The sequence below is a fragment of the Streptomyces sp. HSS9-12 genome, assembly GCF_054963655.1.
Genome location: NZ_JBUEGC010000011.1, coordinates 124,668 through 136,569, shown reverse-complemented (window position 1 = coordinate 136,569; position 11,902 = coordinate 124,668). Strand labels below are relative to the sequence as shown.

Below are 11,902 nucleotides of genomic sequence, written 5' to 3'. Positions count from 1 at the left end.
TTGGCGGCGGAAGCGGCGGCGTTCGGGGCCGGGCTCGGGCGGTGGGGCGTCGGCCAGCCGGACCACCGGGTCCTCCGGTCCCTCCCGGCCGGCCACGACCGGCTTCCCCGCACGCGACGCCTTCGCCCGGTACTGCGCCGCGTCCGCGAGCCGGAAGAGCCGGCGCGCGGACGGTACCGGCCCGATGACGTCGCCGGTGGAGGCGACCCCGCACGCAACGCCCTCGCCCAGCTCCAACTCGGCTGCCCGGCTGCACAGTTCGTCGGCGACCTTCACCACGTCATCGGCCTGCGGCCCCACCGCCAGCAGGCAGAACTCGTCGCCACCGAGCCGCGCCACCAGCGAGCCCGGCAGCATCGCACCGCACAGCGACAGCAGCGACCCGAAGCGCTCCAGCAGCCGGTCCCCGACCGCGTGCCCCAGCGAGTCGTTGACCCGCTTGAGACCGTTGAGGTCGCAGACGACGAGGCTCACCACCGTGCCGTCCGTACGGTGTCGCTCCAGCGCCTCGTCGAGCTCTATGTCCACGCACCGCCGGTTCGCCAGCCCCGTCAGCGGGTCGGTGAAGGCCAGTCTGCGCGCCTCCTCAAGACGTTCGGTCTGGGCGATCCCTGCAGCGGTTACGGCCGCGAGCACGGTTGCGAAGTCCGCGTCCGGGCGCCGGAAGACGGGATCGCCGACGCCTCGCGCCACATACAGCTCGCCCCAGGCCCGCCCGTGCAGCACGATCGGCGCGATCACGCAGCAGCCGCGGCCGCGTCGCCGCAGCGCCGCGACCCGCTGGTGGAGGTACGAGCCCGCGGGACGGTCCCCCGGGCCGTTGTCCACGGTCTCCACCCACGCGTTCGGCTCGCCGCCCCCGGCCCACCGCTCGTGCAGAAACTCCGTGATCTCCGGGAACTGGTGCACCGGATACGACTCGTCCTCGGGGAACTCCTCCTCGCCGTCGGCCAGTTCGCCGACATTGACGAGGACGCGCAACAAGCCCACTCCCCGCTCCCACACGGAGATCGCCGCGAACGTCCCGCCCAGCGCGGAGCGCGCGACCATCGCCGCGGCCCGCACCGATTCACGCGGCGAGTGGGCAGCGGCCATGGCCTGGGCCAGCCCGACCACCGCTCGCAGCCGCACATCACCCGCCCCGCCGTCGTCCGCCACCGCCGCCTCGCTTTCCTCGCCGTGCGCACAGCACACCTTGCACACCAGCGTAGGAACATTCGGGGCTATTCGTCCCCTTCGGGATGGCGATCGCCGCTCAGGTGTGGCTACTCCCCCGGCCAGTCCGGAGTCCGCCCCTCGTTGAAGGCCGCGACGCCTTCCGCCCGGTCGCCCGAGAAGGCCACGCTGCGCCAGGCAGCATCCTCGACCTCCAGACCGGCCCGCAGGTCCAGGCCGAACCCGAGGCGCAGCGCCCGCTTCGCGGCGCGCAGCCCGACCGGCGAGTTGGCGGCGATACGGCCGGCGAGCGACAGCGCCTCCGTACGGTCCTGGCCCTCCGCCACGAGCGTGTCCACAAGCCCCAACTCCCGTGCTTCCTCGGCCTGTACCCGGCGCGCGGTGAAGATCAGCTCGGCGGCGCGGGCGGCGCCGACCCGGCGGGGCAGCAGCTGGGTGCCGCCCCCGCCGGGGATCACGCCGACGGAGACCTCGGGCAGCCCCACGACGGCTGTGGAGTCCGCGACGATCAGATCGCAGGACAGCGCGATCTCGAAGCCGCCGCCGAGGGCGAAGCCGTGCACGGCGGCGATGGTGGGCATGGGCAGCTCGAGGACGGCGGTGTAGGCGGCCCGGGTCAGCGGCCGCTGCCGCATCAGGTCGGCGTCGGTGAAGGAGTTGCGCTCCTTCAGGTCCGCGCCGACGCAGAAGGCGCGGTCGTGGCTGGAGGTGAGTACGACGGCCCGTACGGTGCGGTCCGCGGAGAGGGCGTCGCAGGCCTGGGTCAGGGAGCGGGCCATCTCGGTGGAGACGGCGTTCATGGCCTTGGGCCTGTCGAGGACCAGTTCTGCCACGTGGTCGGCGTGCCGTCGTACGACGATCCACTCACCGTGCCGCATCTCTGCCTCGCTCATGCGTGCTGCCTCCCGCAGTGTTAACGATCGTTATCCACCGGGATCATCGCAGCCGACCGCTCATTCGGCTAGGGGCCTCAGCAGGCCATACAGGGGCAGGTGGGCGCCGGCGCGAAGCGCCAGGGCTCGGGCGAGCCGCAGCCGCGCAGCTGAGAATGTCACCGGCCACACCGGCGAGGCGACCCGTCAGCCCCTCCGGCTCAGGAGCCACGGTTCGACGACGCCCAGCCCCCGCACCGGCCGCTGCCACATCGGCTGGAGTGCGAAGCGGTACGGCGTCTCCGGCCCCTCGCCCTCCTTCTCCGCCGCCGCGGCCTCCGCCTCCGACTCCGGCGCCTCCCCGGACCGCATCAGCTCCTGAGCGAACGCGCCGTCCACCAGTACCGCGTCCTTGGGCGCTATCGACGTCAGCCGGCTGGCCAGGTTCACGGTCGTACCGAAGACGTCCCCCATCCGGGTCGTCACCGTCCCGAGCGCTATCCCGACCCGCAGCTCCGGCATCGTCTCGTCGTGCGCCAGGGTCTCGATCAGCCGCAGCCCGATCTCGGCCGCCGTGCCCGCGTCATCCGCCGCGAACAGCACCTCGTCGCCCAGGGTCTTGATCAGCCGCCCGCCATGGGCCGCCACCAGGTCCGCCGCCGTGGTCTCGAAGGCCTCGACGAGCTCGCCCAGTTCCTCCTCCTCCAACCGCCGGGTGAGCCGGGTGAAGCCGACGAGGTCGGCGAAGCCCACCGCCAGCCGCCGATCGACCATCTCCTCGTCGTCCTGCGCCTGGATGACGCGCCCGGTCGCGGCCGCGAGCTGCCGGCGCCACACGTACACCAGGAACTCCTCGAGCTCCGGGAGCAGCAGCTCGACCAGCGGGTAGGCGACCTCCGTCCGCGTCATCCCGGGTTCCGGCGGCTCCGTGAGTCCTTCCAGGAAGGAGTCGATCTGCCACTCCGCCAGCCGCGCCGTCGTCTGCCCGGTGGACCGGGCGACCTGCACCGCCATGGCCTCGCTGAGCAGGCCCGCCTCGACCAGACCGGCCAGTCGCCGCAGCGCCAGCACGTCGGCCTCGGTCAGCGCCTTGGCCTGCCCGATGTCGGCGAAGCCCATCGCACGCCAGAAGCGGGAGGCGAGCTCCATCGAGACGCCGGCGGACCGCGCCGCCTGGAAGGGGGTATAGCGCCGTTCGGCGCCGAGGATGAGGTTTTCGATCTTGAGGGCGAGCGGATGGGCTTCCTGCTCCTGGGCGGCGCCGCGGGCGCCCTCCCAACCTGTGTCCTGCGCCCCAGAGTCCCCAGGCACGACCGGCCCGGCCATGCCCTCCGGAGCCGCACCGGCGCCCTCCGGAGTGGGGTGCGCGCCCGAGCCCGCGTCGTCAGTCACCGCCCGCCCCCTGTCCGATCCGCCCCTAGCCTTCGGCATGGGGAACCCCAGCGCACAGCCCTGCCGATCACGTCTCGCCCTGCTCCTGGTCTCCGCCTGTCCAGGGCCTCAACGATACGGCAGGTGTGCCGTAGCTCACTCTCCTTCGGAGCGCAGGTGCACGATGTCTCCGGCCCCGACCGGATGCTGCACCCCGTCCGGCGTGGCCAGCACCAGCCGGCCGTCGCCGTCGACCGCCACCGCCTCGCCGACCAGCTCGCGGTCTCCGGGCATTTCGGCCCGTACGGTCCGGCCGAGGGTGGCGCAGCCCGCCGCGTACGCCTCCTGCAGCCGGCTGGCCCCGGGGTCCCCGCCGACCGACCGCCAGTCCCCGTACCACTGCTCGAGCGAGCGCAGCACCGCGCGCAGCAGCGGGTCGCGGTCGACGGAGACGGCGCCCGCGAGCGCGAGCGACCCCGCGCCGGGCACCGGCAGCTCGTCGGCGCGCAGCGAGACATTGAGGCCGATGCCGATGACGATGGCCTGGTCGACGCGCTCCGCGAGGATGCCGCCGGCCTTCCGCTCCTCCCCGTCGACCTTCACCAGAATGTCGTTCGGCCACTTCAGCGCGGTATCGACGCCGGCCGCCCGGGACAGCGCGGTCGCCGTGGCGACCCCCGCGAGCAGCGGCAGCCAGACCCAGCGGTCCGCGGGGACGTCGGGCCGGAGCAGTACGGAGAAGAAGAGGCCGGAGCGGGCCGGCGCCATCCACTGCCGGTCCAGCCGCCCGCGCCCCGCGATCTGCTCCTCGGCGATGAGTACGGCACCGGGCTCGGTGCCGGCGCGCGCCCGCTCCACCAGATCGCTGTTGGTCGAGCCGGTCGACTCCACGACATCCAGGGAGGTCCACAGACCGCCGGGCCGTACCAGCCCGCGCCGCAGCGCACCCGCGTTCAGCGGCGGCCGGTCCAGGTCGGACCACCGGCCGCCCCCGGGGTTGCCGGGCCGCGGCGTAGCAAGCGGGTGGTGCGAGCCGTGCGGATCCGGCGCATGATGCGGGTGAGGGGAGTTCGGCGGCTTCGGCGTCATGTGGCCAGCCTAGGCCCGGGCGGGATTCGCCACATGCTCCGCCGAACGCCTCTGGAGCAGTCCCGCCCAGCGGTGCTGTCGGGTCCCGGGTGTGGCCAACGCCGCACTGCCGTGGCTCAACGTCGCCGATACGCTACGGGGCAGTAGCCCATCCGAGGACGAGCAGGAGCCGCATCCCGATGTCCGAGCCGGAATACGACATTCACACCACCGCGGGAAAGATCGCGGACCTGGAGCGGCGCATCGAGGAGGCAACGCATGCCGGCTCGCAGCGCGCGGTTGAGAAGCAGCATGCCAAAGGCAAGCTGACGGCGCGCGAGCGCGTCGACCTGCTGCTGGATGAAGGCTCGTTCGTCGAGCTGGACGAGTTCGCGCAGCACCGCTCGACGAACTTCGGCCTGGAGAAGAACCGCCCGTACGGCGACGGCGTCGTCACCGGCTACGGCACGGTCGACGGCCGCCCGGTGGCCGTGTTCTCCCAGGACTTCACGGTTTTCGGCGGCGCCCTGGGCGAGGTCTTCGGCCAGAAGATCGTCAAGGTGATGGACTTCGCGCTGAAGACCGGCTGCCCGGTCATCGGCATCAATGACTCCGGCGGGGCCCGTATCCAGGAGGGCGTCAGCGCCCTGGGCATGTACGGCGAGATCTTCCGCCGCAACGTCCACGCCTCGGGTGTGATCCCGCAGATCAGCCTGATCGTGGGCCCGTGCGCGGGCGGCGCGGTCTACTCGCCGGCGATCACCGACTTCACCATCATGGTCGACAAGACCTCGCACATGTTCATCACCGGTCCAGACGTGATCAAGACGGTCACCGGCGAGGACGTGGGCTTCGAGGAGCTGGGCGGCGCCCGTACGCACAACGCCACCTCCGGCGTCGCGCACCACATGGCGGGCGATGAGAAGGACGCCATCGACTACATCAAGTCGCTGCTGTCCTACCTGCCCTCGAACAACCTCTCCGAGCCGCCGGCCTTCCCGGAGGTCGCCGACCTGGAGACCTCGGACGAGGACCGCGAGCTGGATGCGATCATCCCCGACTCGGCGAACCAGCCCTACGACATGCAGAAGATCATCGAGCATGTCCTGGACGACGGCGAGTTCCTGGAGACCCAGGCCCTGTTCGCGCCCAATATGGTCACGGGCTTCGGCCGTGTCGAGGGCCACCCGGTGGGCATCGTCGCCAACCAGCCGATGCAGTTCGCCGGCACCCTCGACATCGACGCCTCCGAGAAGGCCGCGCGCTTCGTGCGCAGCTGCGACGCGTTCAACGTGCCGGTGCTCACGTTCGTGGACGTGCCCGGCTTCCTGCCCGGCACGGACCAGGAGTACAACGGCATCATCCGGCGCGGCGCCAAGCTGATCTACGCCTACGCCGAGGCGACCGTCCCGCTGATCACGGTCATCACCCGTAAGGCCTTCGGCGGCGCGTACGACGTCATGGGCTCCAAGCACCTCGGCGCGGACCTCAACCTGGCCTGGCCGACCGCGCAGATCGCGGTGATGGGCGCGCAGGGCGCCGTCAACATCCTGCACCGCCGCACGATCGCCGCGGCGCAGACGCCTCAGGAGGCCGAGGAGGTGCGCGCCCGGCTCATCGCGGAGTACGAGGACAGGCTCCTCAACCCGTATGTGGCGGCCGAGCGCGGCTACATCGACGCGGTGATCATGCCGTCGGAGACGCGGCGCCAGGTCGTGCGCGGGCTGCGCGCGCTGCGCAACAAGCGCGAGGCGCTGCCGCCGAAGAAGCACGGCAACATCCCCCTGTGACGAAGGGACCGGGCCGATGATGTTCAGGGTCGTACGGGGCAACCCGACTCCGGAGGAGCTGGCCGCCGCGCTCGCGGTGGTACAAGCGCGCGCCGCGGCGGCCTCCTCCGCCACCGTGGCGCCGCAGGAGCTGGACGAGTGGGGGGACAAGACGCGGAACGTGCCGCGCCGCGCTCTGCCACAGCCGGGCCCGAAGGCGTGGCGCAGCACCTACTGGCCGCGCTGAACCACGATTCAGCCGGCGCGGATTGGTCCCTCCGGGCCGTGCCGCCTGAGTACGCGTACTCAGGCGGCACGGACGTTTCCGACGGAGGATCACATACATGCTGTGGTCCGACCCGCCCGACGAGCCTTCGGAGGAGTTGCGCGAAGCCGAAGCGATGCTCCGTCGAGCGGGCACGGTACTGGCGATCGCGATCCTGGTGCTGATGTTGACCCTGGTGCTCATCTGAGGCGGGTGGCCGCTGTGGCTTGGGCGAAATGGCCCACGCGGCCAGGGACTTGTGGTGCGGCGATACCCTGGCCGTCATGACCGAGAAGCCCTCCGCCACCCGCCGCACGCTCGTCCTCGCCTCCGCCTCCCCCGCCCGGCTCGCGCTGCTCCGGCAGGCCGGCCTGGCACCCGAGGTGATCGTCAGCGGAGTGGACGAGGACTCGATCACGGCGGACTCGCCCGCGGAGCTGGCCCGGTTGCTCGCCGAGGCCAAGGCGTCCGCGGTGTCCGTATGTCCCGAAGCCGCGCACGCGATCGTCGTCGGCTGCGACTCGGTGCTCGACATGGACGGTCAGGCGCTGGGCAAGCCGGCCGACGAGGAGGACGCCACCGCGCGCTGGAAGTCGATGCGGGGGCGTTCCGGGGTGCTGCGCACCGGCCACTGTGTGATCGACACGGCGACCGGACGCCGGGCCTCCGCGACCGCCTCCACGACGGTGCGCTTCGGAGAGCCCACCGACGCGGAGATCGCCGCGTACGTCGCGAGCGGGGAGCCGCTGCATGTCGCCGGGGCGTTCACGCTCGACGGGCGCTCCGCGCCGTTCATCGAGGGCATCGACGGTGACGCGGGCACTGTCATCGGGCTCTCGCTGCCGCTGCTGAGGAAGCTGCTCGCCGAGGTGGGTGTGGAGATCACCGACCTCTGGGTGTGAGGCCGCCACCCGGAGTTCCGTACGGTCAGGCGGTGTTGGGGTCCGTGACCGGCGCTCCCGCGGTGCCGGTCTCCCGGTTCACGTCGCCGTCACCGTCGAAGGCGAGCAGGCTGAAGACGATCAGGCCGAGCACGACCATCAGGACGGCGAAGGCGGCCCAGCCCACCAGGCCGACCGTCAACGCACCCAGGACACCGTGCACGACAGCACACGCGATCAGCGTGATACGGCCGAAGCGGCCCGGCGCGCGATCGCGCACGGCGCTGCGCAGCAGCAGAACCGCGCACAGGAGCAGATAGAGGCCGAACAGCACGCCGGCGATCCACGTCCCGACGGTCATCAGGCGGGGCTCGAGGCCGCCCAGGGACATCTCCTGGCGCTGCGCGACCTGGCCCAGTATCCAGTGCAGCAGCACGATGCCGACCGCCTCGGCGATCAACGCCACGGCCGCCACCACGCCCACCACCATCGCCGGTCTGCGCGCCATTCCACCCCACCCGCTTCCACAGCTTCGACATGCCGCACGCTACTAACGGGTAACGCACAGGACAAGAGGTCTGCGGCGCCACTCGGGTGGACGGATCAGTGCGGCAAAGTTTGTGCTCCCGCTTCGTAGGGAGTCAACAAAGAAACGCCGGGCTCCACCGGTCACGTAAGGCGAGACCTTGACCACACCGTGCCTCTACCGTCGCCCGAGTAAACCGGGCGTACCGTGGGACGACAAGGGATTTCAGGCCTTGGGCGGCAGCCGCATGACGCTCCGTGTGGGCAAGCTCACCCTCGAGGGCGACTCGGCAGGCCGTGTCGGCAGTCCCTAAACTCACGTCGTCTAATTTGTTGCGGCGCAGCGCCCAGGAAGGACCCATCGTGCGCAAGGTGCTCATCGCCAACCGTGGCGAAATCGCTGTCCGCGTTGCCCGTGCCTGCCGGGACGCAGGGATCGCGAGCGTAGCCGTCTACGCCGATCCGGACCGGGACGCTGTGCACGTCCGCGCGGCGGATGAGGCCTACGCGCTGGGCGGTGACACCCCCGCCACCAGCTACCTGGACATCGCCAAAGTCCTCAAGGCGGCCGCCGATTCGGAAGCAGACGCCATCCACCCCGGCTACGGCTTTCTCTCGGAGAACGCCGACTTCGCCCAGGCGGTCATCGACGCCGGGCTGATCTGGATCGGCCCCCCGCCGCAGGCGATCCGCGACCTGGGCGACAAGGTCGCAGCGAGGCACATCGCGCAGCGCGCCGGTGCCCCGCTGGTCGCCGGTACCCCTGACCCGGTCTCCGGCGCCGACGAGGTCGTGGCCTTCGCCGAGCAGCACGGCCTGCCGATCGCGATCAAGGCCGCCTTCGGCGGTGGCGGCCGCGGTCTGAAGGTCGCCCGCACCCTCGAAGAGGTGCCCGAGCTGTACGACTCCGCCGTCCGTGAGGCGGTCGCCGCCTTCGGCCGCGGCGAGTGCTTCGTCGAGCGCTACCTGGACAAGCCCCGGCACGTGGAGACCCAGTGCCTGGCGGACAAGCACGGCAACGTGGTCGTCGTCTCCACCCGCGACTGCTCCCTCCAGCGCCGCCACCAGAAGCTGGTGGAGGAGGCCCCCGCCCCCTTCCTGACGCAGGAGCAGAACGCCGAGCTGTACCGGGCGTCGAAGGCCATCCTGAAGGAGGCCGGCTACGTCGGCGCCGGCACGGTGGAGTTCCTCGTCGGCAACGACGGCACCATCTCCTTCCTCGAGGTCAACACCCGTCTGCAGGTCGAGCACCCGGTCACCGAGGAAGTCACCGGCATCGACCTCGTACGGGAGATGTTCCGCATCGCCGATGGCGAGAAGCTGGGCTACGACGATCCCGCCGTGCGCGGCCACTCCTTCGAGTTCCGCATCAACGGCGAGGACCCGGGCCGCAACTTCCTGCCCGCCCCCGGCACGGTCACCACCTTCAGCCCGCCCTCGGGTCCGGGTGTCCGGCTGGACGCCGGTGTGGAGTCCGGCTCGGTCATCGGCCCGGCCTGGGACTCCCTGCTGGCCAAGCTGATCGTCTCCGGCGCGAGCCGGCAGCAGGCGCTGCAGCGGGCCGCCCGCGCGCTGGCCGAGTTCACCGTCGAGGGCATGGCCACTGCCATTCCCTTCCACCGGGCGGTCGTCACCGACCCGGCGTTCGCTCCGGAAGTCCACGGCCAGGACGGTCCGTTCACGGTTCACACCCGGTGGATCGAGACCGAGTTCGTCAACGAGATCCCGGCCTTCACCGTGCCGGGTACCGAGGAGGCGGAGGCCGAGACCCGCGAGACCGTCGTGGTCGAGGTGGGCGGCAAGCGCCTGGAGGTCTCCCTGCCCTCCTCGCTTGGTGTCACCGCGGGTGCCCCGGCCGCCGGGGGAGCGAAGAAGCCCAAGCGCAAGGCCGCCAAGAAGGCGTCCTCCGCCGCCTCGGGTGATGCTCTCGCCTCGCCGATGCAGGGCACCATCGTCAAGGTCGCCGTCGAGGACGGGCAGCAGGTGGCCGAGGGTGACCTGGTGGTGGTCCTGGAGGCCATGAAGATGGAGCAGCCGATCAACGCGCACCGCTCCGGAACGATCAAGGGGCTTACGGCCGAGGTCGGGGCGTCCATCACCTCCGGTGCGGTCATCTGCGAGATCAAGGACTGACGCCAGTTCAGCCCACACGCTTCCGGGCCCCGTCCGACCCGTCGGACGGGGCCCGCGGCATCTCCGCGCGGTTCGGCGCGGAGCGCGGTCGGCGCATCGGCGGCCGGCTCCGGTTTTGCGATGGCATGCTGGACCCACGGCAGGGACCGGAAGAAGGACCGGATGCACAGCGGAACGGCGCCCACGCCATCAGCGCGCCCCGTGCGGGCCATGCGTGCCGACGCGCGCCGCAACTACGAGCGGCTGCTGGCCGAGGCCCGTACGGCCTTCACCGAGCACGGTACGGACGCGTCCCTGGAGGACATCGCGCGACGCGCGGGCGTCGGCATCGGCACCCTCTACCGGCACTTCCCCAGCCGCTGTGCCCTCATGGGCGCGGTCTTCCAGAGCGAGGTCGACACCCTGCTCGCCCGCTCCCGCGAGCTGGCCGACGCCGAGCAGCCGTGCACCGCCCTGGTCGAGTGGCTGCGGGCCATCATCAGTCACGCGAGCACCTACCGCGGACTGGCCCGGGCGCTGATGAGCGCCTCCCACGACGACACCTCCGCGCTGGCGCGGTGCAGTGTGCCGATGCGGGAGGCGGGCAGCGCCCTGCTCGCCCGGGCCCAGGAGGCCGGTGCCGTACGGAGCGATGTCGAGATCTCCGACCTGATGCAGCTGACGAACGCCATCGCGCTGGCCGTGGAGGAGGCGCCGGACGACCCGGGCCTGGCCGACCGGCTGCTGATGCTCACCCTCACCGGCCTGAGGGCCGGCCGCTGACGCCTGTGCGGGCCGGCCGCTGACGCCTGCGGCGGGCTGCTAGCGCCGCCGTGGCGCCAAGTCCGCCACGCGGCCCGGCGCGCCTCCCGGCTCCGTCAGTGAGGGCGCGCTGCGCAGCTGCGCCGCGCCCGCCCCCGGCGATCCCGGCGGATGGTTTCGGCGCTGTCCCGGGAGCGGCAAGTCCTCGGCGCCCTGCCCCTGCGGGGGGCCGACCCTGCGGGGCCGCCGCCCCGTCTGGCCGCCCGCCTCCGGGCCCAGGCCCGGCGCTCCGGCGACGCCCTGCCCGGCCACCGCGATCTGCACCCCCTGGTCGGCCAGGGCCTGCAGCTCGGTGGCGGCACGGTCGTCGTGCGGCGGCGGCTCGTCCGTGACCAGATGCGTGATGACATCGGTCGGCACGGTCTGGAACATCGTGTCGGTGCCCAGCTTCGTATGGTCGGCGAGCACCACGACCTCCGCTGCGGCCTGCACCAGCGCCCGGTCCACGCTCGCCGAGAGCATGTTGGAGGTGGACAGGCCGCGCTCCGCGGTCAGCCCGCTGCCGGACAGGAAGGCCCGGGAGACCCGGAGCCCCTGGAGGGACTGCTCGGCGCCGCTGCCCACCAGGGCGTAGTTGGAGCCGCGCAGGGTGCCACCCGTCATGACGACCTCGACCCGGTTGGCGTGTGCCAAGGCCTGGGCCACCAGCAGGGAGTTGGTGACCACGGTCAGCCCCGGGACCCTCGCGAGCCTGCGGGCCAGCTCCTGCGTGGTCGTACCTGCCCCGACCACGATCGCCTCGCCCTCCTCGACGAGACCGGCCGCGAGATCGGCGATGGCCGTCTTCTCAGCGGTCGCTAGATGGGATTTCTGCGGGAAGCCGGACTCCCGGGTGAATCCGCCCGGCAACACCGCACCGCCATGCCGGCGGTCGAGGAGTCCTTCTGCCTCCAGGGCCCGCACATCCCGACGTACGGTCACTTCGGAGGTCTGGACGACGCGGGCGAGCTCGCGGAGCGACACGGCTCCGTTCGCACGCACCATTTCGAGGATCAGTTGGCGACGTTCTGCAGCGAACACGAAACCGACAGTAACGCCAAC

General features: G+C 71.7%; 12 protein-coding genes. 6 read left to right on the top strand and 6 right to left on the bottom strand.

What is annotated here, in order from left to right; all coding sequences use genetic code 11:
- From ACY34J_RS08650 to ACY34J_RS08635, 4 genes are all read right to left on the bottom strand, one after another.
- Nucleotides 1-1,095: GGDEF domain-containing protein (locus ACY34J_RS08650; RefSeq protein WP_462725938.1), on the bottom strand; the 1,095-nt coding region annotated here is incomplete at its 3' end.
- A 170-nt stretch (nt 1,096-1,265) separates the two neighbouring features.
- Entirely contained in the window at nt 1,266-2,069 is an 804-nt protein-coding gene (locus ACY34J_RS08645; protein WP_462725835.1) for an enoyl-CoA hydratase/isomerase family protein, read from the bottom strand.
- Between the two features lie 186 nt (nt 2,070-2,255).
- The gene (locus ACY34J_RS08640; RefSeq protein ID WP_462725939.1) at nt 2,256-3,374 is read right to left on the bottom strand and encodes an adenylate/guanylate cyclase domain-containing protein; all 1,119 of its coding nucleotides are present in this window, start codon (nt 3,372-3,374) and stop codon (nt 2,256-2,258) included.
- 201 nt (nt 3,375-3,575) lie between these two features.
- The gene (locus tag ACY34J_RS08635; RefSeq protein WP_462725836.1) at nt 3,576-4,508 is read right to left on the bottom strand and encodes a biotin--[acetyl-CoA-carboxylase] ligase; all 933 of its coding nucleotides are present in this window, start codon (nt 4,506-4,508) and stop codon (nt 3,576-3,578) included.
- Between the two features lie 179 nt (nt 4,509-4,687).
- Here ACY34J_RS08635 and ACY34J_RS08630 point away from each other — a divergent pair, with 179 nt between their 5' ends.
- The 4 genes from ACY34J_RS08630 to ACY34J_RS08615 all read left to right on the top strand — a co-directional run bounded on the left by ACY34J_RS08630 (nt 4,688) and on the right by ACY34J_RS08615 (nt 7,423).
- Nucleotides 4,688-6,277, top strand: coding sequence for an acyl-CoA carboxylase subunit beta (locus tag ACY34J_RS08630; RefSeq protein WP_462725837.1), 1,590 nt, complete (start codon nt 4,688-4,690; stop codon nt 6,275-6,277).
- Between the two features lie 19 nt (nt 6,278-6,296).
- Nucleotides 6,297-6,503: an acyl-CoA carboxylase epsilon subunit gene (locus ACY34J_RS08625; protein ID WP_462725940.1), complete on the top strand. Its 207-nt coding sequence runs from the start codon at nt 6,297-6,299 to the stop codon at nt 6,501-6,503.
- A 97-nt stretch (nt 6,504-6,600) separates the two neighbouring features.
- Nucleotides 6,601-6,729, top strand: coding sequence for a morphogenic membrane protein MmpB (gene mmpB, locus ACY34J_RS08620; protein ID WP_462725838.1), 129 nt, complete (start codon nt 6,601-6,603; stop codon nt 6,727-6,729).
- Between the two features lie 76 nt (nt 6,730-6,805).
- Nucleotides 6,806-7,423: a Maf family protein gene (locus ACY34J_RS08615; protein WP_462725839.1), complete on the top strand. Its 618-nt coding sequence runs from the start codon at nt 6,806-6,808 to the stop codon at nt 7,421-7,423.
- Nucleotides 7,424-7,448: 25 nt separating this feature from the next.
- On the opposite strand, the gene ACY34J_RS08610 is transcribed toward ACY34J_RS08615, so the two are convergent.
- Nucleotides 7,449-7,910: a hypothetical protein gene (locus ACY34J_RS08610; RefSeq protein ID WP_462725840.1), complete on the bottom strand. Its 462-nt coding sequence runs from the start codon at nt 7,908-7,910 to the stop codon at nt 7,449-7,451.
- 380 nt (nt 7,911-8,290) lie between these two features.
- On the opposite strand from ACY34J_RS08610, the gene ACY34J_RS08605 reads away from it, so the two are divergent.
- A complete protein-coding gene (locus ACY34J_RS08605) occupies nt 8,291-10,060 on the top strand; it encodes an acetyl/propionyl/methylcrotonyl-CoA carboxylase subunit alpha (protein ID WP_462725841.1) in 1,770 nt (589 codons plus the stop codon).
- A gap of 210 nt (nt 10,061-10,270) precedes the next feature.
- Entirely contained in the window at nt 10,271-10,822 is a 552-nt protein-coding gene (locus ACY34J_RS08600) for a TetR/AcrR family transcriptional regulator (RefSeq protein WP_462725842.1), read from the top strand.
- 39 nt (nt 10,823-10,861) lie between these two features.
- Here ACY34J_RS08600 and ACY34J_RS08595 read toward each other — a convergent pair whose 3' ends face one another.
- The gene (locus ACY34J_RS08595; protein ID WP_462725941.1) at nt 10,862-11,845 is read right to left on the bottom strand and encodes a DeoR/GlpR family DNA-binding transcription regulator; all 984 of its coding nucleotides are present in this window, start codon (nt 11,843-11,845) and stop codon (nt 10,862-10,864) included.
- Between the last annotated feature and the right edge of the window lie 57 nt (nt 11,846-11,902).

Coding starts and splice junctions, on each gene's coding strand:
- ACY34J_RS08645 (WP_462725835.1), bottom strand. CDS start 2,069: ATGAGCGAGGCAGAGATGCGGCACGGTGAGTGGATCGTCGTACGACGG.
- ACY34J_RS08640 (WP_462725939.1), bottom strand. CDS start 3,374: ATGGCCGGGCCGGTCGTGCCTGGGGACTCTGGGGCGCAGGACACAGGT.
- ACY34J_RS08635 (WP_462725836.1), bottom strand. CDS start 4,508: ATGACGCCGAAGCCGCCGAACTCCCCTCACCCGCATCATGCGCCGGAT.
- ACY34J_RS08630 (WP_462725837.1), top strand. CDS start 4,688: ATGTCCGAGCCGGAATACGACATTCACACCACCGCGGGAAAGATCGCG.
- ACY34J_RS08625 (WP_462725940.1), top strand. CDS start 6,297: ATGTTCAGGGTCGTACGGGGCAACCCGACTCCGGAGGAGCTGGCCGCC.
- mmpB (WP_462725838.1), top strand. CDS start 6,601: ATGCTGTGGTCCGACCCGCCCGACGAGCCTTCGGAGGAGTTGCGCGAA.
- ACY34J_RS08615 (WP_462725839.1), top strand. CDS start 6,806: ATGACCGAGAAGCCCTCCGCCACCCGCCGCACGCTCGTCCTCGCCTCC.
- ACY34J_RS08610 (WP_462725840.1), bottom strand. CDS start 7,910: ATGGCGCGCAGACCGGCGATGGTGGTGGGCGTGGTGGCGGCCGTGGCG.
- ACY34J_RS08600 (WP_462725842.1), top strand. CDS start 10,271: ATGCGTGCCGACGCGCGCCGCAACTACGAGCGGCTGCTGGCCGAGGCC.
- ACY34J_RS08595 (WP_462725941.1), bottom strand. CDS start 11,845: ATGGTGCGTGCGAACGGAGCCGTGTCGCTCCGCGAGCTCGCCCGCGTC.